Annotated in this window: 28 protein-coding genes and 2 tRNA genes; 8 read left to right on the top strand and 22 right to left on the bottom strand. The window is 65.5% G+C overall.

All coding sequences use genetic code 11. The features are described 5' to 3' along the window. Nucleotide 1: 1 nt before the first annotated feature. The 11 genes from ACYQ4T_RS21320 to infA form a co-directional block, all read right to left on the bottom strand. The gene (locus ACYQ4T_RS21320) at nt 2–325 is read right to left on the bottom strand and encodes a hypothetical protein (RefSeq protein WP_459858580.1); all 324 of its coding nucleotides are present in this window, start codon (nt 323–325) and stop codon (nt 2–4) included. After that, on the bottom strand, nt 322–978 hold the full coding sequence (locus ACYQ4T_RS21315) for a hypothetical protein (protein ID WP_459858579.1): 657 nt from the start codon (nt 976–978) through the stop codon (nt 322–324). Before ACYQ4T_RS21315 ends, ACYQ4T_RS21320 begins: the two co-directional genes overlap by 4 nt. Next, nucleotides 975–1,142, bottom strand: a complete 168-nt coding sequence (locus ACYQ4T_RS21310) for a hypothetical protein (protein ID WP_459858578.1) — start codon at nt 1,140–1,142, stop codon at nt 975–977. The genes ACYQ4T_RS21315 and ACYQ4T_RS21310 overlap by 4 nt, the downstream gene beginning before the upstream one ends. Then, nucleotides 1,139–1,270: a hypothetical protein gene (locus ACYQ4T_RS21305; RefSeq protein ID WP_459858577.1), complete on the bottom strand. Its 132-nt coding sequence runs from the start codon at nt 1,268–1,270 to the stop codon at nt 1,139–1,141. Before ACYQ4T_RS21305 ends, ACYQ4T_RS21310 begins: the two co-directional genes overlap by 4 nt. Before the next feature lie 221 nt (nt 1,271–1,491). Continuing rightward, nucleotides 1,492–2,610 carry an AAA family ATPase gene (locus tag ACYQ4T_RS21300; protein ID WP_459858576.1) on the bottom strand — a complete coding sequence of 373 codons (1,119 nt, stop codon included), beginning with the start codon at nt 2,608–2,610 and terminating at the stop codon, nt 1,492–1,494. A gap of 157 nt (nt 2,611–2,767) precedes the next feature. Next, entirely contained in the window at nt 2,768–3,064 is a 297-nt protein-coding gene (locus tag ACYQ4T_RS21295) for a helix-turn-helix transcriptional regulator (protein WP_459858575.1), read from the bottom strand. A 240-nt stretch (nt 3,065–3,304) separates the two neighbouring features. After that, nucleotides 3,305–3,380 (bottom strand) — tRNA-Phe (locus ACYQ4T_RS21290). Between the two features lie 135 nt (nt 3,381–3,515). Next, the gene (locus ACYQ4T_RS21285) at nt 3,516–3,695 is read right to left on the bottom strand and encodes a DNA gyrase inhibitor YacG (RefSeq protein ID WP_459858574.1); all 180 of its coding nucleotides are present in this window, start codon (nt 3,693–3,695) and stop codon (nt 3,516–3,518) included. After that, nucleotides 3,695–4,651, bottom strand: coding sequence for a ribonuclease E/G (locus ACYQ4T_RS21280; protein ID WP_459858572.1), 957 nt, complete (start codon nt 4,649–4,651; stop codon nt 3,695–3,697). Before ACYQ4T_RS21280 ends, ACYQ4T_RS21285 begins: the two co-directional genes overlap by 1 nt. Beyond that, complete coding sequence (locus ACYQ4T_RS21275; protein WP_459858569.1) at nt 4,644–5,243, bottom strand: Maf family protein; 600 nt, start codon at nt 5,241–5,243, stop codon at nt 4,644–4,646. Before ACYQ4T_RS21275 ends, ACYQ4T_RS21280 begins: the two co-directional genes overlap by 8 nt. 20 nt (nt 5,244–5,263) lie before the next feature. Further along, nucleotides 5,264–5,482: a translation initiation factor IF-1 gene (gene infA, locus ACYQ4T_RS21270; RefSeq protein WP_028097283.1), complete on the bottom strand. Its 219-nt coding sequence runs from the start codon at nt 5,480–5,482 to the stop codon at nt 5,264–5,266. A 236-nt stretch (nt 5,483–5,718) separates the two neighbouring features. On the opposite strand from infA, the gene ACYQ4T_RS21265 reads away from it, so the two are divergent. Then, nucleotides 5,719–5,919 carry a tautomerase family protein gene (locus tag ACYQ4T_RS21265; protein WP_459858566.1) on the top strand — a complete coding sequence of 67 codons (201 nt, stop codon included), beginning with the start codon at nt 5,719–5,721 and terminating at the stop codon, nt 5,917–5,919. 7 nt (nt 5,920–5,926) lie between these two features. Here ACYQ4T_RS21265 and ACYQ4T_RS21260 read toward each other — a convergent pair whose 3' ends face one another. Then, nucleotides 5,927–7,168, bottom strand: a complete 1,242-nt coding sequence (locus ACYQ4T_RS21260; protein ID WP_459858563.1) for a DUF6600 domain-containing protein — start codon at nt 7,166–7,168, stop codon at nt 5,927–5,929. A gap of 245 nt (nt 7,169–7,413) precedes the next feature. Between ACYQ4T_RS21260 and ACYQ4T_RS21255 the strand changes: the two genes are divergently transcribed. Continuing rightward, nucleotides 7,414–8,676, top strand: a complete 1,263-nt coding sequence (locus ACYQ4T_RS21255; RefSeq protein ID WP_459858560.1) for a hypothetical protein — start codon at nt 7,414–7,416, stop codon at nt 8,674–8,676. Here ACYQ4T_RS21255 and ACYQ4T_RS21250 read toward each other — a convergent pair. From ACYQ4T_RS21250 to murA, 5 genes are all read right to left on the bottom strand, one after another. Beyond that, the gene (locus ACYQ4T_RS21250; RefSeq protein WP_459858558.1) at nt 8,673–9,134 is read right to left on the bottom strand and encodes an arsenate reductase ArsC; all 462 of its coding nucleotides are present in this window, start codon (nt 9,132–9,134) and stop codon (nt 8,673–8,675) included. The two genes, ACYQ4T_RS21255 and ACYQ4T_RS21250, sit on opposite strands and share 4 nt — an antisense overlap. Before the next feature lie 8 nt (nt 9,135–9,142). After that, on the bottom strand, nt 9,143–9,637 hold the full coding sequence (locus tag ACYQ4T_RS21245; RefSeq protein ID WP_459858555.1) for a UPF0262 family protein: 495 nt from the start codon (nt 9,635–9,637) through the stop codon (nt 9,143–9,145). 190 nt (nt 9,638–9,827) lie between these two features. Beyond that, nucleotides 9,828–10,487 (bottom strand): ATP phosphoribosyltransferase, encoded by a 660-nt coding sequence (gene hisG, locus ACYQ4T_RS21240; protein WP_459858553.1) that lies wholly within the window; start codon nt 10,485–10,487, stop codon nt 9,828–9,830. After that, complete coding sequence (locus ACYQ4T_RS21235; protein ID WP_459858551.1) at nt 10,484–10,984, bottom strand: DUF2948 family protein; 501 nt, start codon at nt 10,982–10,984, stop codon at nt 10,484–10,486. Before ACYQ4T_RS21235 ends, hisG begins: the two co-directional genes overlap by 4 nt. A gap of 15 nt (nt 10,985–10,999) precedes the next feature. Beyond that, nucleotides 11,000–12,283 carry a UDP-N-acetylglucosamine 1-carboxyvinyltransferase gene (gene murA / locus ACYQ4T_RS21230; RefSeq protein WP_459858548.1) on the bottom strand — a complete coding sequence of 428 codons (1,284 nt, stop codon included), beginning with the start codon at nt 12,281–12,283 and terminating at the stop codon, nt 11,000–11,002. A gap of 640 nt (nt 12,284–12,923) precedes the next feature. On the opposite strand from murA, the gene ACYQ4T_RS21225 reads away from it, so the two are divergent. From ACYQ4T_RS21225 to ACYQ4T_RS21215, 3 genes are all read left to right on the top strand, one after another. Next, nucleotides 12,924–12,998, top strand: a tRNA-Thr gene (locus ACYQ4T_RS21225). A 165-nt stretch (nt 12,999–13,163) separates the two neighbouring features. Continuing rightward, nucleotides 13,164–13,394, top strand: a complete 231-nt coding sequence (locus ACYQ4T_RS21220; protein ID WP_459858546.1) for a hypothetical protein — start codon at nt 13,164–13,166, stop codon at nt 13,392–13,394. A 281-nt stretch (nt 13,395–13,675) separates the two neighbouring features. Next, nucleotides 13,676–14,086: a response regulator gene (locus ACYQ4T_RS21215; RefSeq protein ID WP_459858544.1), complete on the top strand. Its 411-nt coding sequence runs from the start codon at nt 13,676–13,678 to the stop codon at nt 14,084–14,086. Here the strand turns inward: ACYQ4T_RS21215 and ACYQ4T_RS21210 are convergent. Together ACYQ4T_RS21210 and ACYQ4T_RS21205 are read right to left on the bottom strand one after the other, a co-directional pair. Then, nucleotides 14,083–14,475: a response regulator gene (locus ACYQ4T_RS21210; RefSeq protein ID WP_459858541.1), complete on the bottom strand. Its 393-nt coding sequence runs from the start codon at nt 14,473–14,475 to the stop codon at nt 14,083–14,085. The two genes, ACYQ4T_RS21215 and ACYQ4T_RS21210, sit on opposite strands and share 4 nt — an antisense overlap. A 187-nt stretch (nt 14,476–14,662) precedes the next feature. Next, nucleotides 14,663–16,447: a tetratricopeptide repeat protein gene (locus ACYQ4T_RS21205; RefSeq protein WP_459858539.1), complete on the bottom strand. Its 1,785-nt coding sequence runs from the start codon at nt 16,445–16,447 to the stop codon at nt 14,663–14,665. Between the two features lie 170 nt (nt 16,448–16,617). Between ACYQ4T_RS21205 and ACYQ4T_RS21200 the strand changes: the two genes are divergently transcribed. From ACYQ4T_RS21200 to ACYQ4T_RS21190, 3 genes are all read left to right on the top strand, one after another. Then, nucleotides 16,618–17,070: a group III truncated hemoglobin gene (locus ACYQ4T_RS21200; protein ID WP_459858537.1), complete on the top strand. Its 453-nt coding sequence runs from the start codon at nt 16,618–16,620 to the stop codon at nt 17,068–17,070. 73 nt (nt 17,071–17,143) lie between these two features. Next, a complete protein-coding gene (locus ACYQ4T_RS21195) occupies nt 17,144–17,416 on the top strand; it encodes a hypothetical protein (protein ID WP_459858535.1) in 273 nt (90 codons plus the stop codon). Nucleotides 17,417–17,451: 35 nt separating this feature from the next. After that, a complete protein-coding gene (locus ACYQ4T_RS21190) occupies nt 17,452–18,402 on the top strand; it encodes an aldo/keto reductase (RefSeq protein ID WP_459858533.1) in 951 nt (316 codons plus the stop codon). Here the strand turns inward: ACYQ4T_RS21190 and ACYQ4T_RS21185 are convergent. The 3 genes from ACYQ4T_RS21185 to ACYQ4T_RS21175 all read right to left on the bottom strand — a co-directional run bounded on the left by ACYQ4T_RS21185 (nt 18,399) and on the right by ACYQ4T_RS21175 (nt 21,170). Then, complete coding sequence (locus tag ACYQ4T_RS21185; RefSeq protein ID WP_459858530.1) at nt 18,399–18,554, bottom strand: DUF3096 domain-containing protein; 156 nt, start codon at nt 18,552–18,554, stop codon at nt 18,399–18,401. The two genes, ACYQ4T_RS21190 and ACYQ4T_RS21185, sit on opposite strands and share 4 nt — an antisense overlap. Nucleotides 18,555–18,609: 55 nt before the next feature. Further along, nucleotides 18,610–19,062, bottom strand: coding sequence for a peptidoglycan-binding domain-containing protein (locus tag ACYQ4T_RS21180; protein ID WP_459858527.1), 453 nt, complete (start codon nt 19,060–19,062; stop codon nt 18,610–18,612). Nucleotides 19,063–19,139: 77 nt separating this feature from the next. Next, nucleotides 19,140–21,170, bottom strand: a complete 2,031-nt coding sequence (locus ACYQ4T_RS21175; RefSeq protein WP_459858525.1) for a CocE/NonD family hydrolase — start codon at nt 21,168–21,170, stop codon at nt 19,140–19,142. Between the last annotated feature and the right edge of the window lie 161 nt (nt 21,171–21,331).

Below are 21,331 nucleotides of genomic sequence, written 5' to 3'. Positions count from 1 at the left end.
TCTAATCCTTTCTCAATTCACTGATGTACGCTTCCGCGTCAGCGCGGGTCCGCGTGTCGTAGTCGGCCATTGCTAAGGCCGTCTCCTGATCGTTCTGGTTCGCCGCCTGCACCGCCTTGTACAAAGCGGTGTGTTCGGCATCGCAGGCCCTGATCGCCGCGTCCGCCGCGCCTTCCGCGCTCAGGGCTGACTTCGCGGACTTCGGGAGTTCGCGGCCCAGGCAATCCGCGTAAGCTTTCTTGGCTTCTGTCACCTTCGGCGCCGGGCTTGGCGTCGCACACGCACCGACCAGCACCATCAACACCGCAACCGTGATCGCCTTCATGATTTCCTCTCATATATAACGATTGCATTCGCCGGCCGAGGAAGCCGAGAGAACGGATTCCATAGCCGTTCACGCCGTTCACGTTCCGCCGCCGCCGCGCCAGCTTCGAACACCATCTCCGCCACGCGCACCGGAATGTGCAGCGTCGGAGTTGCTGCGTTTCGGAGATCGTTCGCCAAAGCCAGCTCACGCCGCGCCGCTTCGATCGTGTCGAGGGGATTTGCCGAGTCCGTCACGCTCTCGCTGTGCGCATTTTCGGCCATCTGCGCGGGCAACTGTGCGGTTCCGCCCACTTCGCCATTCAAGCCAAGCCGCCGAAGCCGCGAACGGCAGGTTGCCGAGCACGTTTTAGCGTCCTTCCGAGTGGTCTGAAACGGCTTACCGCAAGCTTTGCAGTCTTTTAGCTTGATCCGTTTCCGGCGCCTGAGAGCGCGCCGGTAGCAGACACTGCACAAGCCCGAGGCCACAACCCCGAAGTCTCCGCAGCCCGCGCAGCGCAACCGTTCGATCGTGTCGTTGATGCGCTTCTGCGCCTTGTCGATGATCTCCTGCTGCGCCGCTCTTTCCGCACGGTCGCGCGACATGCCACCCAACTCCAGGTCTTGGGCGCGCGCCGCCAGCATTGCGCGGAAACGTGTCCGGGTGAACTTCATGGCCGCTGCGTCTCCATGCCAAGCTTCAGCAGCCGCTTCTGCTTCGCCGCTTCGATCTTGCGTTCCAGGTTCTCTAGCTTGAGCCGGTCGCGCTCCTGGACGGCGCGGAACTCACGCTCCGCCCGGTGGCTCTCTGTTGCGATGTAGGGGCGTCCCCGGCTCATGCTGCCCTCCGCATGATGTTCACCAGATCGGCCAGTTTCCCGTCCAGGTCTTGATGAACGAGGTGGCAAAGCTGTTGCAGATACTGCACGGCGGCCAACTCACAGCCGCGGCTGGTGGCCTCCGCCATGCAATCCCAGAAAGCCCCGATCTCAGCGAGAGACCGAACCGCACCACCGTCAAACTCTCGAATTGCCGACCGCTCACCGAAGATTGAGACCAGATCCCCGATCGCCAGCCGGACAGACGGACAACCGGACACCCTTTTAGGGGTGTGTCCGGTTTTGTCCGGTCCTGTGTGTCCATGGACTCCAGCGGACATTGTCCGGTTTTGTCCGGTTTTGTCCGCCATCATGACCGCGCCTCCGCAGGCCAGACTTGCCCATTCCAAACCCCGATGTACCCGGCGGCCTGAAGCTTCTCTGCCGCCCTGCCGAAGGCTTTCCGGTTGGCATCTTCCGACCCCTCGCTGACGCCCTTCATCAGCGCGACTTTCTTCCAGAACTCCAGCGCCACCGTGGGAATGTTCGACGGGATGTGGTTGCTGGCGGGCGGGATCGCCCCGGCCTCACCGATCGCCTGTTTCAGGGCCGCAAATGCCAATTGGCAAGGCGGGGTGAGCTTCGGACCGATCGACTTCGCCTTGGGCGCCTCCTCCGTCGCCTCGATGATGCAGGTTGTCACCGGGTCACCGTCCTCATCAACGCCCAGGTCGACCACCTTCAACTTGCTCGACAGTACGAGCCCGTCCGCCATGTCCTTAGCGAACTCTACTTCCGCCGTGATGATCTTCGTGGCCTCGTCCTTCTTCACCGCGACTTGGACATCCACCGCACCCATCAGGGCCGTGTGCCCACGAGGCCGACTGGCATCATGCCCGCAGTGATGCACGATGATGACAGCGGACCCGAACGCCTCTCGGATCGCATCCGCCGCCGCCACATAAGCGGTCATATCCTCATCGGAGGATTCCGAGCCGGTGAACGTCCGGTTGAGTGTGTCTACTACGACCACCGCCGGCACCTCGTCCGCCATCTCTAGTCGGGCAGCATCAATAAGCCCCCGGTGATCAGCCATCAGGTCGACCCGCATCCCAAGCACATAGAGCGGAGGGTCCGCATCATCTTCTAGATGTTCCCGGCACCAGGCCAAGGCGCGCGCCCTGAAGCCCTCCACGCCTTCAGCCGCGATGTAGAGCACCGCGCCCTGACGCACCCTTAGACCGCGATACGGCATCCCGCAGGCAACATGCGCGACCAGATCGAGGACCAAGAATGTCTTGCCGCACTTCGGCGGCCCCCAGAAGTTATGGAGACCGGTGCTCTGCAACAGTCCCTTCACTCGATACCGCCCCTCAAGGTTCGGTTGGATCTCTCGAAGGCGAACGAGAGGGAACCGGCCCACATCACCGTCCTTGGCAATTCTGAGATGAGATTTAGGCCGCGAAGCACGCGCCCAGTCGGTGTTCACCCCCGAGAAATCCCACCCCTTCATTGCCGTGTCCGCTGTCATTGCGCCGCCCGAACGGATAGACGGGGAGCAGGTTGAAAGGGGGACCCGCTCCCCGCCTCAGCGCGCCGGAGGGGACAACGGCGCGGCAGGGGGTGCATGCTCAAGCCGAGCAACATCACGCGACCAGCTCCGAAGACGAGCGAACAGGCTTCGACGCCCGACCTTCAGCCCAGCGGAGAAGATCTTCCGGTGAATACAGCGGTATGCGCGACCATTTCCTGTAGGCCGGGCCGGTTCCCTTCACCGCGTAGCACGCCAGCGTGCTTTCACTGATCGGCCAGCCATTTCTGGTAAGAAATTCAGCGGCTTGCGCTCGCCGAAGTTTATTGCTGTTTTGTTCGGGGGTCTCGACCTTTGAATCCATCGCTCCGATCTCCAGATAGGTTTCGCCGAAGACATCCTCGTTGCACATCCGGCGGTCTGTCCAATTGGTTGTGCCATCGTTTACTGGCTTATACTCTACCAGCCCCCGGATCGATACACAATAGTGTAGTCATTGGCGGTTTCGCTAGCGTAAGCCCACCCGCCGGCCGGCGTTCTTTCCGCACCAAAGCGAGCACCGCACCAAGAGGACGAAGGCCCCTGGCGCTTACTGTGGTGCTTCTAGTGTCTATAAGTGGAATGAACGACGCGGGCTAAGTGCTTGATAAGATGGTGCCCGGGGGCGGAGTTGAACCACCGACACCATGATTTTCAGTCATGTGCTCTACCAACTGAGCTACCCGGGCATGTCCGGAAATGTCGGGGCTCGGGCTGCGGCCCTGGGTTGGTGTCCCCCGACGCGGATCGCGGCTTTTTAGTGAATATGAACCGGCTTGTCCAGCCTTGTAGGTCCCCTGGGAAAATCGGCCCGGGCCAAGGCCTTAAGGCTCTTCTGGCCCGTCCGGGCGGGCGGCCTCGTCCTCTTCCTCGTCCTGGCTTTGCACCGGGACGCGGTAACTCTCGCTGAACCAGCGGTTCAGATCGACCTGCTTGCAGCGGGCGGAGCAGAACGGGCGGAACTCAACAACCGTCGGCTTGCCGCAGTTCGGGCATCTGGCCATCAGGAATCCCGTTTCGACCACATCTCCGCCAAGGTGGGGCCGCCGCGGCGGCGCTTCAACTCCACCAGGCCCAGGCGCGACATGTTGCCGACCCAGTCGATCGCCGGATCGACGATCACCGCCTCGCGCAGGGCCTCGACGATCTGCTCGCGCTTGCCGCGGTGCTCGATGTCGATGAAGTCGATGACGATGACGCCGCCGATGTTGCGCAAGGCGAGCTGCATCGGAATCTCGCGCGCGGCGGCGAGGTTCACGGCGAGCGCGGTCTCGCTCATGCCGCCACCCTCCCCCCGCCGGCCGCCGGCATCGCCGCTGTTGACGTCGATCGCGGTCAGGGTGCGCACCGGTTCGATCAGCAGATGGCCGCCGCTCGGCAGCGGCACTTCCTCCTGAAGCGCTGTCGCGATCTCTTCGTTCGCCGCGGCATCGTTCAGTTCCCAGCTGCGGCGTGGCGTATGCTGCACCTTCTTGCGGAGCTCGGGTGCGGCGGCGATGATCCGGTCGGCATCGCCGCGCCGGTCGCAGTGGATGACATCCACCCGCTCCGGCACCAGTGCTTGCAAGGCGGTCTGCCAGAGCATCGGCGGCGGCAGCAGCTGCGCCGGCGGTTTCTTCTCGCCGATCAAGTTGGGCTTTGCGTTGAAGCGGGCGAGGCGGACACCCTTCTCCTCGCGGGCGTCGCGGCGGACCTGCACGGCGACCGCATCGCCCTCGGAGAGGCTGTCATGCTTCTTCAGCGGCAACAGACCGGGGCGATCGAGGCCGATCTCGACGAAAGCCGCATTCAGCGCCCGGTCGAGCTTCAACACGCGACCGAGATGAACGCCGCCGACCGGGCCGCCCTCGCCTTCCCGCTCGGTGGTCGCTTGCACCAGGCGATCCCCCGAGGAGCCTGGCGACCAGCGGAACAGCTCGGCGCGGTCGGGACCGAGCGAGATGAAGACCTGGTCAGCCATGAAGCGACTTGAAGCCGAGGCCGGTCAGCATCGCCGCGGTGTCGTAGAGCGAAAGGCCGACCACGTTGCTGTAGGAGCCGGAGAGCGTGCGCACGAAAGCGGCGGCATGGCCCTGCACGGCATAGCCGCCGGCCTTGCCCTCGCCTTCACCGCCGGCAACATAGGCCGCGATCTCCGCTTCCGAAAGGCGCTTGAAGATGACCGAAGTGTCCACCAGGCGCAGGGCCCGCTTGCCGCCGGGCGCGGCGATGGCGATGGCACCCAGCACATGGTGGCGCCGGCCGCTCAGCAGCTCGAGACATCGGCGCACGCTGTTCTGGTCCTCGGCCTTCGGGAGAATGCGCCGCCCGCAGGCAACCACCGTGTCCGCAGCGAGGACGAAGCTTTGCAGATGACGGGGTGCCACGGCATCGAGCTTGGCCCCGGCGATGCGCTTGGCGTAATGCGCGGGCAGTTCGCCCTTCTCCGGTGTTTCGTCGATTTCGGCGGGCTCGACGCGCGCGGGCGCGATCCCGATCTGACGCAACAGATCGAGCCGGCGCGGCGAGGCCGATGCCAGCACCAGTTCCTGCGGGCGGTCCATCCCCGCCATTTACGTCTTCGAAGCTTCGATTACTTGAAGCGGAATGTGATGCGGCCCTTGGTGAGGTCGTAGGGCGTCATTTCCACATTCACGCGGTCGCCGGCCAGAACGCGAATCCGGTTCTTGCGCATCTTGCCGGAAGTATGCGCCAGCACCTCGTGCTCGTTGTCGAGCTTCACCCGGAACATCGCATTGGGGAGCAGTTCCGTGACGGTGCCCGAGAACTCGATCAGATCTTCTTTCGCCATCAAATCTCCTGGTTTCTCCGCGCCGTCCCCCGTTTCCAACCCCCGGCCGGCGCGAAATCGGCGCGGATCATACTCCAAAAAGCCAAAAGCGCAATTGTCGCAAAGGCATAGCCGCAGTTCGCACCACCGCGCCGGACCGCGTCCGCCAACCCATTGAGCCGTCAGGAATTTGCGCCGGCTGGTCGACGCGCGGGCGGCATCGCATACTGGCCGCCCACGATTGTCAGGGAAGCATCATGCCGTTCGTCAACATCCGGATCCTGAAAGGCCATTCCAAGCAGCGGAAGGACGAGATCTCGCGCCGCGTCACCGACGCGATCGCCGAAGTGGCGCAATTGCCCAAGGAGGCGGTCTGGGTGGTGTTCGAGGATGTCGAATCGGACGACTGGTATGTCGGCGGCGATTCGGTCGCCGACATCAAGGCCAAGCGATCGTAGTCGACCGCTAGCGGGAGCCCGGAAAAGGCACGCCGCCACCAATCGGGGTTCCGGTCGCGCCGAGCCCGGTGAGGTTGCGCGGCGTGCTCGGCGTCGGGCTGGGGGTCGGGGGCGGCGGGCTCGGCACCTGACCGCCGATCACCACCAGCGCGGGCTGGCGCTCTTCCTTCACCACCGTGGTCACGTTGGTGGTGTTGTTGACCGTCGTGACGTTGACGACCTTCGGCGTCGCCGGCCGGTTGACCACCCTCACGTTGGTGACGATCACCGGCGAAGCCGTGAAATGCGGCTCCTCGGGTCCCAGCGCCACCCAATGCGCATTCTGTCCACGCTCGGCGGTCGCGTCGAAGAAGCTGGTCGCCGCCTGCGCCGCGTTGCCCGGGACCCAGACCCAGCGGCCGTTGACCTCCGCCCAGCTGCCGTAATGCGACGGCGCGAAGCCCCAGGGCGCGTTGTCGATCCAGGTCCGGCCCCAAGGCGCAATCTCGACCCAGCGCCCGTCCTCAAACGGCGCCCAGTCGGAGGCGACCATCGGCTCCCAGACCCAGCCATATTGCTCGCTCGCGACCCAGAGACCATGGCGCTGCAGATCCTGGAAGCCGGTCGCCTGCGCTGATACGTGGCTCGGCGGCTCGAGCTCGTTCTCGCCCGTTTCCGCAATCTCGGCGGCGACGCGGCGGATGAAGTCGTCGTCAGCCGCAGCCTCCAGCACCGGCGCCGCATCCGGCGCGACGGTCGCGCGCAGGCCGGGCGACAGCACGGTGGTCTCGTTGAACTGCGCGCCGCCTTCAAGGGCGGAGAGCGTGACCGCCGTGTCCGACACTTCGACTTCAAAATAGCCGGGCTGGTCGGCGCGCAGCTTGCCGCGCGGCGTCTCGATGACGAAAACCTGCCCCGCTCCGCCAGGCAGCACGCGAAGAATGACGGCGCCCCGCTCGATCGCGACCGCGGCGGTGCCGGGGCCCAGTGCCCCGATGGTCATCGCGCTGTCGCCGTCGAGATAGAACCGCCCGGCGGCGATGTCGACCGTCGCATGGGCACGCGGCGCGGTCGCAATCCGGCTGCCAGTGGTCAGCGGCGTATTGACCAGAGCTTCGGCGGCCGCGGCAGCGGTGCTCGGCTGGTAGAGGGTGGAGCCGGAGGTCGCGGCCAGGCGGCCGATCTGGGCCGGCGCATCCGCCGGCTGTTCCGCCACGGCCGATGAGGCCATGCACAGCGCCAGGACCAGCGCCAAGACCCGGGTCGCCATACCCGCCTCCTTACCGCACCGTCCCCCAACAGCTCAATTCTGCACCCTGCCATGGCGATGCAAGCTCAATAATTCGTGATGGATTCCATACCATGGGCCAACCTTCGGCAGTCTGCCGGGCGAGGCGCGGCTGTTCTTGGCCAGAACCGACTGTGACCGCCGTCATCGCCTGCCCGGGCGGGGTTCCTTGAGTTGCATCCAGCCTGGGAATACCCTCATCCCGAGACCATCGTCGGGGGACTGCCATGGCTCAGGCTTACGTCGCCGGTTCGGCGCGTCGTGCGCAACCCAGCTGGATGCGCTTCCGATCCCTGCTGCCGGTCGGGATCGTGGTTGCCGTGGCGATTGCGGCCGCGGTGGCGATCTACCCGATCCTGGTCGGCGACCAGATGGGCGGCACCAGCAAGCTCACCACCGGTTTCTCCTTCGCGCTCGCGGTGCTGCTCTCGATGATGCCGGCGATGATCTGCACCGTGCAGAACGTATCGCTGCGGCGCCAGCAGGGCGAGCTCGAGGCCCTCGAACGCACCGGCGTCGCCGACACCACGCTTTATTCCACCGCGCAGCGCACGATCGCCGCCGATGCCGGCGATTCCTGGATGGACAACGACTACATCGTGCCGAGTTTCGTCTACTTCCTGGTCTGCTTCGTCGGTTTCCTGGCGATCTTCCTCGGTTACAGCCGGCATGAGATGTTCGACCCGCCCACTATCTTCCTCGGCGGCCTGACCGACCCGGCGGCCGAAACCTATACGATGTATCAGCGCGGCACCTTCTGCGTGGTCGCCATGGCGATGGCCGGCGCCTATGCCTATGCGCTGGGGCGGATCCTCGACCGGATCAACAACAACGACCTCTATCCGATCTCCCTTTACTACTACGCGGCGCGGATCATCATCGCCTGCCTCGTCGCCGCGGTGCTGCGGCACTCGATCCTGGTCTTCGATTCCGTGGTCCCGGACGGCACCGCACTCAACCCGCTGCTGCTCCTGCTCGGCTTCATCGTCGGCTTCACGCCCGATCTCTTCATCATAGCACTCAGCCGCAAGGCCTTCCGGGTCATCAAGGTCTGGGGTTCGCGGTCCGATCCGGCGGATGCCGTGATGCCGAGCGCCCTGCCGCTGCTGATGATCGACGATCTGTCACGGGAAAAGATCGACCGGCTGAACGAGATCGGCATCGACAATGCGCAGGTGCTGGCGCACCAGAACCCCTTCCTGATGCTGCCCCGGCTGCCCTACGAGCTCAGCCTGATCGTCGATTGGATCTCCCAGGCGCAGCTCTACGTCCTGGTCCGGGACGACGGGCTGAAGGCGCTGCGCGGCGTTTATGTCCGCAACATCATCGATCTCTACGTAAGACTGAAGAACGACGCCGCCAGCCAGCCGGTTTGCGCGGCGCTGGGTCTGGACGCTTCCGCCGCGCCGGCGCTGATCCAGCAGCTCGAGGCGGACGCCTATTTCATGCAGCTGAAGGAGCTGAGCGACTCCCTGCACCCGGCGCCCTAGATCTTCGGCGCGCCCGGGAGCGGGAACCGCTCGCGGATCCGGTCCATCAGCCGGTCGCGCACGTCGCGATAGGCGTCCATCCGCTGCTCGCGCGAGCCTTCGACGATCGAAGGGTCGAAGGTGTTCCAGAACTCGACGTCGCAGGCCATGGTGCGGGTCATGTCCACCGCCTTGTGCTGCGCTTCCGGCGACAGTGAGATGATGAGGTCGAAGGAGCTGTCCTCCAACGCATCGAAGGTCTTCGACCGGTGCTTCGACATGTCGATGCCGATCTCGTCCATGGCGGCGACTGCGAAGGGATCGAGCTCGCCGGCGCGCACACCCACCGAATCGACATAGATCTTCTTGCCCAGGATCTGCTTCAGCATGCCTTCGGCCATCGGCGAGCGGATCGCGTTCTGGGTGCAGCAGAAGAGGACGGCGCCCGGCAGGGAGTTTGGAGGGTGTCCATGGGCCATGCGGAGGCTCAGCTCCGCATGAAGAGCGCGCAGATCAGCGTGAACAGCCGCCGCGCCGTGTTGAAGTCGATCTCGACCTTGCCTTTGAGCCGCTCCTTGAGGATCTCCGAGCCCTCGTTGTGCAAGCCCCGGCGGCCCATGTCGATCGCCTCGATCTGCGACGGCGAGGCGCTGCGGATCGCCTTGTAGTAGCTGTCGCAGATGTCGAAATATTCTTTGACGATGCGACGGAACGAGGTCAGCGACAGGATGAAGCGGTGCAGCTCCCGGTCCTCGGTGTCGCAGACGCAGAAGACGAGCCGGTTCTCCTCGATCGCGAGTTTCAGGTGATAGGGGCCCTCGTGCTCAATCGCCGGCGCGAAGGTGTTCTCCTCGATCAGGTCGAAGATCGCCACCGCCCGCTCCTGCTGCGCCTCCGCCGAACCACCGGACGCGGAGTTCTCGTCGAGCTCGACCTTGACGATGCGCTGGTTGGGGCCCGGCGCGGGCGTTTCCTCGCTCATCGCTGCAAGACCTGGCGCTGGATCTTCAGTAGCCCGGCTGCAACGCGCCCCCCTCCCGACCTTCCCCCTGAAGGGGGGATGAGTTCGATCGTGCGGCGGTCGCATTCTTCCCCTTCCCCCTTCAGGGGGAAGGTCGGGAGGGGGGGACGTGCAGCCTGGGCGCCCATGATCCAGCGCTGGGTGTTGAAGATCACGCCGCTTCCGCGGCTTGGCGGAAGCTTTCGACCCAGCCGCCGATTGCGCGCGGATAGGTCTTCATCGCGGCGCGGTTCACGATCAGCCGCGAGGTCACCGTCGCGATGGTCTCGACCTCGACCAGGTTGTTCGCCTTCAAGGTGGCGCCCGAGCTCACCAGATCGACGATGCGGCCGCAGAGGCCCAGTGTCGGCGCCAGCTCCATCGCGCCCTGCAGTTTGATGCATTCCGCCTGAACCCCGCGGGCGGCGAAATGGCGCTGGGTGATGTTGGGATACTTGGTGGCGACGCGGATATGCGACCAGCGGCTCGGATCGTCCTTCTCCGACATCTCGGCAGGCTCGGCCACCGAGAGGCGACACTTGCCTATGCCGAGGTCGACCGGGGCGTAGATCTCCGGATAGTCGAACTCCAGCAACACGTCATTGCCGGCGATGCCGAGCTGGGCCGCGCCGAACGCGACGAAGGTCGCGACGTCGAAGCTCCGCACCCGGATGATCTCGATCTCCGGCACGTTGGTCTTGAAGCGGAGCGCGCGGGAATCCTCGTTGGAGAAGTCGGGCTCCGGCTCGATCCCGGCACGCTTCAGCAGCGGCATCGCCTCCTTGAGGATGCGGCCCTTCGGCAGCGCCAGGATGAAAGGCTCGTTGGTCACTGGCTCGGTCCCCTATCACCGGCACGACGATCGACCGCGTGATCGGGGCGCCATTGCGTCGGCCAAGCCTCGCCGAAATCCTGCAGGAAGACGCTCGGGCTCTCAACCTCGAGCTGGATGGTGCCGCCGCCGGAGAAGAGGAGGTTCACACGATTCGTGCCGTCCAGTCCGATCGTCATGAGCGAGAGGAACTTGGCCGGCTTGGCGCGGTCGATGTCGCGGCTGCGGACCGCCGTGACCCCGTCGATGCACACGCCGCTGTTGATGCGCTGGTTGGGCGCTGCATCCGCATAGCTGGCATCACCCCTCTGCTCCGGCGTCAGCGCATCGCCCGCCTGTTCCCAGCGGAAGCGGTTGACCAGCATGACGAAGCGCTTCTCGCCCTTGAGGAACCGCATCTCGGAGAGCGGCACCAGGGCATCCTGCAGGCATGACGCAATCACCGCCAGATCCTCGGCGTCTTTGGCCATCAGCCTGATGGGCTGCGCTTCAGCCATCCCCTGGATTCCCCCCTACTCCGCCGCGGCGTCCTGCAGCCGCTCGATCTCGGCGCCGCAGGCCGCGAGCTTCTGCGTCAGCTTCTCGTAGCCGCGATCGAGATGATAGATGCGGTTCAACACCGTGTCGCCCTCGGCGGCAAGACCCGCCAGCACCAGGGAAACGCTGGCCCGCAGATCGGTCGCCATGACCGGCGCACCGGTCAGCTTCTTCACCCCGCGCACCATCGCCGAGGCGCCGTGCACGTTGATGCTCGCGCCCATGCGAGTGAGCTCGGGCACATGCATGAAGCGGTTCTCGAAGATCGTCTCGGTGATCATCGAGGCGCCTTCCGCGGTGGTCATCAGCGCCATCATCTGGGCCTGGAGATCGGTCGGAAATCCCGGATAGGGCTCGGTCATGACATCGACGCCGGAGAGCGGCTTGTTGGTGCGGCTGACGTGAAGCCCCTGCTCGGTCTCCCGGATCTCGACACCGGCCTGGGCCAGCGAAGCGGCGGCGGCCGCGATCAAGTCATGCTTCACGCCGATGAGGTCGAGCTCGCCGCCGGTGATCGCGGCGGCCATCGCATAGGTGCCGGCCTCGATGCGGTCAGCCACCACGCGGTGCGTGACGCCGCCGAGCCGATCGACCCCGGTGACGCGGAGCGTGTTGGTGCCGATACCTTCGATCTTCGCCCCCATGCCGACCAGGCATTGCGCGAGATCGGTGATCTCCGGCTCGCGCGCCGCGTTGACCAGCAGGGTCTCGCCCTTGGCCAGGGTCGCGGCCATCAACAGATTCTCGGTGGCGCCCACCGAGACCTTCGGGAAGGCGACTTCCGCGCCGACCAGGCCCTTGGGTGCACTGGCAACGACATAGCCGTCCTTCAATTCGATCTCGGCGCCGAGCTGCTGCAGGCCCTTGATGTGCAGATCGACCGGCCGCGTGCCGATGGCGCAGCCGCCGGGCAGCGAGACCCGCGCCTGGCCGTGCCGCGCCACCAGCGGCCCCAGCACCAGCACGCTCGCGCGCATCTTGCGCACCAGGTCATAGGGCGCGGTGGTGTCGTTGACGCCGGCGCCGTTCAGGATCAGCGAGCGCTGTTTGGCGTTGAGCTTGGTCGTCACCTCGGCGCCGTGCTGCACCAGGAGATGCGTCATGGTGCTGATGTCGGCAAGGTCCGGGACGTTGTCGAGCCGCACTTCCTTGTCGGTCAGCAGGCAGGTCGCCATCAGCGGCAAGGCGGCGTTCTTCGCGCCGCTGATCGGGATCTGGCCGCGCAGCGGCCGGCCGCCCCGTATTCTGATTCTATCCATCGGAGTCCAATCTCGGGAGAAGAGTCGCGCGGGTTGTAACCAAGCTGAACCGGCGGCTCAAGGTTTCGGATCCCGCCGCGCGCGGGTTTGGGCCTTCCGCCGCAGGAGATTCTGGCGCAGGGCCTCGGCCTCGCGCCGGCGGCGCTCCTCCATAGAGTCGGATTGCGGCGCCGATTTGGCTGGCTTCGCGGGCGTTGGTTTCTCAGGCTTCTGGCTCAGGGTCGGGACTCCGGGTCGTCAACGGAGCGAGCCTTGCCTTTTCAGCGCGTCATGTCAACGCGTTGATCCTGAAAGATTAATTTGATTGCGGCGAGTCAGTGCGCGGGTTGCGCCGCGGCCCGGCGCCGGGCCGAACGCTCGGACTGAAACCGCATGAAAGCCCGGATGTCAGCGTTATGCTGCTTCCGCTTCCGCCGATTACTGAACCAGGATCTGAGCTTGGACATGCGAATCATCCCTCCCGACCGCCCGGACCTCTGGTAGCCGGCGGCGGTGACGAAAGCATGACCATATCTTGGCAAGCCCATGAAAAAGCCTGGGAAATTCTAGATTTCGCGGCAATTGGCGCCACAACGTCATTGCGCTTGCGATCCCGGGCGGCCGGTGGCATGTTCCGCCCGCTTTTCAAATCCCCGGTTTCGCTGCCGTAGCTCAGGGGTAGAGCACGTCCTTGGTAAGGACGGGGTCGGAGGTTCAATTCCTCTCGGCAGCACCAGCTTCCTCTTCCGGGCCGCTGAACCCGAAAATCAAGATGCCGTGGCACTTGGAACCCTTCTCAGGGACACCAAGCGCATTTTCCGCGCGACCTGCTTGCAACAGCCACCCGGATGCCGGGTTGGATTCATTAACGCTGCAAGCAGAGACGAAGCGGATGAATGACATGGACCAGAACCTGAAAGGAGCCGCGCTTCCGAGCGTCTACCGTGCGGCGGACGGCTCCGGCGCGGGCGCGCCCCGCGACGAGGATCCGAGGCGAAACGGGATCGACCTTGGCGACATGCTTGAGATGGGCCTGGAATCCCTCTTGATGCATTTCCGACGCAAACCCGACGCGAGGGTCACAGCCGACAAGACCACCCCCGGGGAAAACCGCATGGACCCGGAGGGCTAGGTACTCCTCGGAGGCTTGATTGCGGCGGGTCAGACGGTTCAGCGCCAGGGAGGCCTACGGCCGAGTCCCCGCCGCCGGATCGGCATCCCTGTGATCGTGACATCGGGCGGCGATGTAGAGACCCCGCGACACGCGTCGGCGCAGCCGCGGTCTTTCACAAACCCTTGCCTGTGTTAGAGATGATCGAGACGGTCTGCGGACCAGCGCGCCGCCGCCTGACGGTTTTCAGCCAAACGGCCGGCGCGGGTGGAAACTCCGCCTCGCCCCGGTGTTGACCGCGCATGACCGATGATCATGAACCTGCCGAACCTGACGGCACTGCCGCGACCATCGTGATGGTTGTCGATGCCGACATCCTCGCCCGCATGGCAATCTCCGATTACCTGCGCAGCTGCGGGTACAAGGTCATCGAAGGCAGCTGCGGCGCGGAGGTTCGCACCGTCCTGGAAGACGGCCATAAGGTTGAGGTGCTGCTGATCGACATGCAGCTCCAATCCAGCGAGGATGGCTTCACGCTGGCCCGCGAAATCGGCGCCGAATATCCCGAGATCGCCGTCATCCGCACCTCGAGCGCGGCGAAGCTGGCGGACAAGGCAGCCGCCCTCTGCGAGGAGGGTCCGCTGATGAAGCCCTACCACCCGCAGGAGCTGCTGCGCAGGATCCAGCGGCTGCGACAGGGCAAGAGCGGCTAGAGCAGTTGTTTCATCAGCCGGCCGAGCATGTCGAGGTCATAGGGCTTCTCGAGAAAATGCGTGACCGCCCTGGCCGCGGCGGCATTTCGCGGATCGCCCGAGGTCAGGACCACCTTGACGTCGGGAAACTCCTTGGCGATCCACAGGGCGAGCTTGATCCCATCCATGCCCGGCATGTTGATGTCGGAGAACACCACCTCGATGGGCTCCGAGGCGCGAAGCAGCGTGCGCGCCTCCTCCGCATCCGCCGCTTCCAAGACCCGATAGCCGCTGTCGCGCAGGTGATCCGCGGCGGCCATGCGAATGAGGATGTCGTCCTCCACGACCAGGACAGTCGATTTGCGCGACGCGCCGTTCTTCGGATGGAGTTCGGGATCGGCCCCGTCCATCCCAGCGGCGGGCCCACCAGCGGCCGAGGACCGAGACGGGGAGAATTGCAGAGGATGAGATGGGACGGCGAAGCCACGCATGATATTCCCCGGAAATCTGCGCGGGGGGCCTCCCTTTGGCCTGTGCCGCGCCCCTATCCAACATAGGGCGGCACGCTTCGTTCCCCTCGGGGCTAAGAATATATAGCTATTCCGCCCCGACCAGAGCCTGGGCGGCGTGAAACTCGATATTGTCGGCCGAGCAGAGATCGCGCGCCTGCTCCAGGCCGGCCCTGGCGGCGGCCGGGTTGCCGGAAATCCGAGCCAGCGCGGCGGAATAGAAGGTGACCTCGCAATTCTGTCGCCTGGCTGTCTGCGGATCCGGATCGGCGGCGGCGGCGCTGAGTTCGGTGGCCGAGATCTCGCCACGGACGAAGCGCAGCAACGGGCCGGGCCATTGCTGCAGATCAAGCGCCGCCAGGCCGTAATCCAAGGCACCACCGTCGTCGATCGGGTGCCGCTTCTGGCTCAGGGCCAGCCATAGCACCGCGTAGGGCGCGCGCGGCGAGGTCTGGATCACGGCGGTGAAATCCGCGACCGCCTGCGCATCGTCGCCGGCCACATAAGCGACGATGCCGCGACCCAGGTGCAGTCGTGGCTGGTCCTGAAGCGCGATCGCCTTGCTGAAATCGGCAAGGGCACCGGCCTTGTCGCCGCCGGAAAGGCGGGCCCAGGCGCGATCGACATAGCCGGGGACGAAATCGGGCTGCAGGGTCAGCGCATAGGCGAGGTCGGCCAGACCGCCACTGGTTTCGCCCTTTTCCAGGCGGTAGCCGCTGCGCTGCCGGTAGACATCGACGGCATCGGGGCGTAGCGCCGCGGCGGCATCCAGATCGGCGATCGCATGTTCGAGGTCCCCATTGCGCTGATAGGCCGTCGCACGCCGCGTCAATGCGCCAACTCGCCAGACATCCGGCGCATCGGCGTGGCTGAGGGCGCGGCCGCAATAATCGAGGATCGCCGCGCTCTCGCCATTGGCGTCGGCAGCCTGGCATTGCAGCATGTCGTTCGAGAGATCCGGCGCAATCGGCTGCGCCGCGACCAGCGCTTCCGCCCGAGCTGCAACCAGCTCGAGCGAGTTCTGCGGGCAGAGAGTCTGGGCATGGGTGAAGCCGTCCTTGGCGACGCCGAAGCGGCTGTCGACCAACGCCTGGGCCGCGACGAAGAAGGTCGCCGCGCAGGCACGGGCGGCGGAGACGGCCGGATCGGGATCCTCCAGGCTTTGCCCCAGCTCGACCTCGGTGATCCGGTCCAGATAGTATTGGATGAGGGGGCCCGGCCATTGCGTGAGATCGCGCCCGGCGGCCGCCGCGCTGAGCGGCGTAATTGCGTTCTGGCGGGTGGCCTGCAGCGCCAGATTCTCCCAGAGCAATGCCCGCAGCGCGTCGTCGCTGCCCACTCCCGCCAGTCTCAGCGCCTGGTCGAAGAGCGGGAGAGCCGCTGCGTCATCGCCATTGAGATGCAGCGCGATCGCTTCGCGCAGCTTCCGTTCGGATTCGCCGGCGGTCTCCGGCACTGCCCGGCGGATCACCTCCGCATAGTCGCGGATGGCGGGCGCGGCGTCGCCCTGCATCGCATGCGCCGTGGCGCGCATGTCGTAGAAGGCGGCGGCCTCCGGCCGAAGCTGGAGCGCCCGGTCGAAATCCGGGACGGCGGCTGCCGGCTCGTTCCTGGCGATAAGCGCAAGGCCGCGATTGATCAAGGCCGCGACCGTCGGCGCTTCGCCGAGGTGACCGCCATCCAGGGCACGGCTGCAGGCGGCGACCGTCGCATCGGCATCGCGGCGCTTCGCGGCGTCGATGCAGTTCGCAATATCGGCGCCGCCCTCCCCGGTTCCCGCCGCATCGTCGCCCGGGGGCAGGACGGTGTCCGCCCGCGCCGGCGCCGCCGTCAGCAACAGCACGGCCAAGAGCGCCGCCGGGAGAAACCGCATGACCTGCTCCGCGAATGGACTGTTCGGCTTCTCTAGAGAAACCGTTCCTCCCGGTCAATCTGGCCCTCTGTCGGGGAAGAATGCCCCTTGCAGCGCGAGGGGTTCCTCCGCAGGTACTGCGACTTCGCGTCAGCTTGCCGTCGCGCCGCCTCATGCCTTTATCTGGAGCCATGAATGCAGCGACACCCTTTCCGACCGAAAGCCAGATCGAGGATCTGGTCACCACCTTCTATGCCCGGATCCGCAAGCATCCGAGCCTCGGGCCGATCTTCGAACGCGTGATCGGCGACGACTGGACGCCGCATCTGAAGCTGATGTGCGATTTCTGGTCGTCGGTGATGTTGACCACCGGCCGCTACAAGGGCCGGCCGATTCCCGCCCATGTGCGCATCAACCAGCAGCAGCCGCAAAACCCGATCCAGCCGCAGCATTTCGCCGAGTGGCTCCGCCTGTTCGAGGCGACGGCGAAAGAGCTGTTCGCGCCCGACCTCGCGGCGAGCTTCGTCGAGAAGGCCCGGCGCATCGCCGAGAGCCTGAAGCTCGGCTTTGCCTTCCATTCCCCGACGCCCGAGATCTGGGCGGATCTGCCGCCGCGCGCCATCCCGCTGACCACCGTCCGCTAGTCGCCTCTTGAACCGAACCACGGGTTCGGCGAGGCTGGGTGCTCCAGTCGCCATCACCCCGGGGGGAATTGCCATGGCCAAGAAGCACGATCCGTTTTTCGTCCATCTCTGGGACGAGTTGACCAGCGCCGATATTCTGCAGCGCGCCGATGTCCAGAAATGGCTGGATGTGCCGGCGCAGGTCCAATCCCAATTCATCGATGCCGCCAAGCGTGCCATGAACGCCGCCCTGGGCGTCGCCCAGCCCAAGCGCAAGGCCGCCAAGAAGAAGGCGCCCAAGGCCAAGGCCAAGGCGAAGCCGAAGGCCAAAGCCAAGAAGAAGGCCGCTGCGAAGAAGAAGAAGTAGCCGCCGCGCCTGGCTTAGACCCAAGGAATCCCAGAATGGAATTGCGTGCGCTCGGCCGCAGCGGCCTCAAGGTCTCGCCGGTCTGTCTCGGCGGCAACGTGTTCGGCTGGACCGCCGACGAGAAAGCCTCCTTCGCGGTGCTGGACGAGTTCACCGGCTCCGGCGGCAATTTCATCGACACAGCCGACGTCTATTCGACCTGGGTGCCCGGCCACCAGGGCGGCGAATCCGAAACCGTGCTCGGCCGCTGGCTGAACAGCCGCGGGAGCCGCGACAAGGTCATCTTGGCAACCAAGGTCGGCTCCGACATGGGGAACGGGCGGAAGGGATTGAAGGCGGGCTATATCGCGCGGGCGGTCGAGGATTCGCTGAAACGGCTGCAGACCGATTACATCGATCTCTACCAGTCGCACCGCGACGATCTGGAGACGCCGCAGGAAGAGACCCTCGAGGCCTATGGCAAGCTGATCAAGGCGGGCAAGGTGCGGGCGATCGGCGCCTCGAACTTCACGCCGGAGCGCCTGGCCGCCGCGCTGGCGATCAGCGCCAGGAACGGGCTGCCCCGCTATGAAAGCCTGCAGCCGGAATACAATCTCTATGAGCGCGCCGGCTATGAGCAGGAACTGGAGCCGCTCTGCGAGAAGGAGAAGATCGGCGTCATCGGCTATTTCGGCCTGGCCTCGGGCTTCCTCACCGGCAAGTACCGATCCGAGGCGGATCTCGGAAAGAGTGCGCGCGGCGAGGACATCGGCCAATACTTCAACCCGCGCGGCTTCCGCATCCTGGCGGCGCTGGACCAGGTCGCGGCCGAGACCGGATCGACGCCGGCGCAGGTAGCGGTCGCCTGGCTGATCGCAAGACCGAGCGTGACCGCGCCGATCGTCAGCGCGACCAAGGTCGAGCAATGCCGGGATCTCATCAAGGCAATGCGGCTGCACCTTTCAGCGGAGCAGATCGACGCCTTGAATGCGGCGAGCGCGACCTAGCCAGGGATGGTGAAGGCGCCGAACAGCCCGACCAGGCCGACGATGATCAGGTAGAGCGCCACGACGTAGTTCAACAGCCGCGGCACGATCAGAATCAGAACGCCGGCGATCAGGGCGATCAGCGGCTGGACAATGTAGATATGGCCCATCATCAGGGCGGGCTCCTCTGCGGTGAAATCTCGTGCCCGGTCCGACTGGCCGCGCGACTTACGGAGTAAGTGGCGCGACCGCCTGCCGATCGAGCACCTCGATCGGCGCCAGGCCGAGCGAATCCCGGTATTCATTCAGTGCTGCGATCGTGCGCTTGCCGGGCCTACCGTCAGCCGTGCCGGGATCATAGCCGAGCGCCTTCAGCCGCTCCTGGACCTTGACGATGTCGTCATGGGTGAGCGGCGCATCGGCCTGTGCCTCCTGGATCGGACCGGCGCGGTTCAGACGATGCGGCTGCAGCGGTCGCTCGGCGAAGAATGAGGCCGCCTCGGCGCGCGGCACCACCGAGGCACCCAGCAGCGACGGGTCCTGAGGCGCCGACAGCACCAGCCAGCTGCCGATCATCGCGCCGAAGACCACCATCGCGGCGGAAAGACCGGCGCGCCACTCGCGACGCTGCTCGGCCAGGATGATCATGCGTTCGCCCGGATAGGTAGCGCGACGATCCATTGCGACCTCCCACTCCACTCATTCACGCCACCAACCGGCGCAAAGGGTGAACGTTCCAGGGAGTTCGCGCCGCGATTTCACACCAGGTCGCGCGGCACCTCTTCGCGCCATTCGCGCAGCACCACACTCTTCCCGTCCTCGAAGGCTTCCAGCTTGCCCCAGAGGGTGAAGCTGTCCTTGGTCGACGTCATGCCGCAGGTGATGTCGGCCCGGATATCCCATCCCTCCCGCTTCAGGAAATAGCGCTCGGTCAAGGTATAGATCGCAGAGCTGGGATCGGACGGCGAGATCGTCAGCTCCCGCTTCAAGTGGTGATCCTGCACCGTGCCGATCTCATCGAAGCGGACCATGCCCTCGCCGAACACGCCGCCATCGGCATCGGTCACATAGATGGCAAGGTCGTTCACCGGGTCATAGCTGGAACGGCGCTCGAGCCGGCCTTGGCTCAGCTTGGTCGCCAGCGTGAGCGGTGCAGTCTCCGGGGCGGCGAATGGATTCTTGCCGTCATCGGGTCGCGCACCGCGCACCGGCAGGAGAAGCTTGCTCTCGCCGGCGCCGATAGTGAGCGTCGCCCATTCCGGGGCCGGCCAGACCAGTGGCCAGTAGCTGCTGGAGAGCGACACGCGGACCCGATGCCCGGCGGCGAAGCGATGGCCGCAATCGTTGAGCTTCACCTTCACCCGATAGCGCTTGCCGGGCTCGAGCGGCGTCGGTGTCGCGTGGCTGTCGCGATGCGTCAGGTTCAGCACCTGGTAGCTGACCCTAAGGGCTGCGCCATCGGGCGCGACATCGACCAGGCGCACGCCGATCTGGGCGACCGGCTTATCGGCGGCGATCCAGAGATCGAGCTGCGGCGCGCCGAGAATCTCGAGCGCGCTCGACAGCGGCGGCGTGTCGAAGGTCAGCGACAGCGCATCGTCGATCCGCTGGTCGGTCGGATGTTCGCCGGGACAGCCGGCGCCCATCCATTCGCCGCAGGCCTGGCCGACCTGGAGCGGCGAGCGGATCTTGAGATCGCGCGCCGGTCCGGCGCCGCTCGACAGGCAGCCATCAGCGTTGAGATACCAGCACTTCGCCGCGATGTTGGCGCTCGGCCAGGAGTCTTCGGCGACCCAGCGGCCGGGCGATTCCGTGCGCGTGCCGACCGGCGGCGTCCAATCCTGGACCCAGGCGCGCAGCATCGGCTCCTCATCAGCGCCGTTGGCCTCGTTCTTCAGCCAGCGGTCCCACCACTTCACCGCCTCCTGCAGGAAGCCGATCGCCGGCGACGGCGTGCCGTCCTGCGGATAGACATGGGCCCAGGGGCCGATGACGCCTTTGCGCGGCACCTTGAGATGCTCGAGCATGCGCGGGATCGCGTTGGTATAGGCATCGGCCCAGCCGCCCACCAGGAAGACCGGCACCTTCACATCCGCGTAGTTCTCGCAGATCGAGCCGTGTTGCCAATAGGCATCGCGGCGCTGGTGCTTCAGCCAGAGCGCGGGCCAGAACGGCATATGCTCGAGCCGCTGCTTCCAGTTCGCGCGCCAGTCGGGGCCATAGAGCTCCGGATCCGCCGGCCGCGCCTGGTAGGCCAGCATGATCGCGCCCCACCAGAGATTGTCGTTGAGCAAGCAGCCGCCCATCCAATGGATGTCGTCGGCATAGCGGTCGTCGGTCGAGCAGACCGAGAGCACGGCCTTCAGGGCCGGCGGCCGGAGCGCCGCGACCTGCAGGCAGTTGAACCCGCCCCAGCTCTTGCCCATCATGCCGACGGCGCCACTGCACCATTTCTGCGCCGCGATCCAGGCGATCACCTCGCAGCCGTCCGCCAATTCCTGCTGCGTGTATTCGTCGTCCAGCAGCCCGTCGGATTCACCCGATCCGCGCAGGTCCACCCGCAGCGCCGCATAGCCATGGCCGGCGAAATAATGATGCATCGGCTCGTCGCGCCCGCGGGTGCCGTCGCGCTTGCGGTAGGGAATGTATTCCAGGATGGCCGGCACCGGATGGGTTTCGGCATCGTCCGGCAGCCACATCCGGGCCGAGAGGCGGATGCCGTCCTTCAACGTGATCCAGAAATGCTCGACCCGGCGGACCGAGTTCGAGAAGCGGGTAACGATCGTCATGGCGTTGTCTTGCTTGGAGTCTTTCGGGTTCGGGAGGGCCACACTAGCCGTTACGCGCGGGCGGAGCAAAGCGTCGCCCCACGATATTTACCGGGCGTTAAGTCCTTCCCCCTAACCATCCGAGAAAGGGCTCCGATAAGCGGGGTCCGCTTGCCTGGGTG

Source organism: Dongia sp. agr-C8, assembly GCF_054658695.1.
This window is presented reverse-complemented; position numbering and strand designations above follow the sequence as displayed.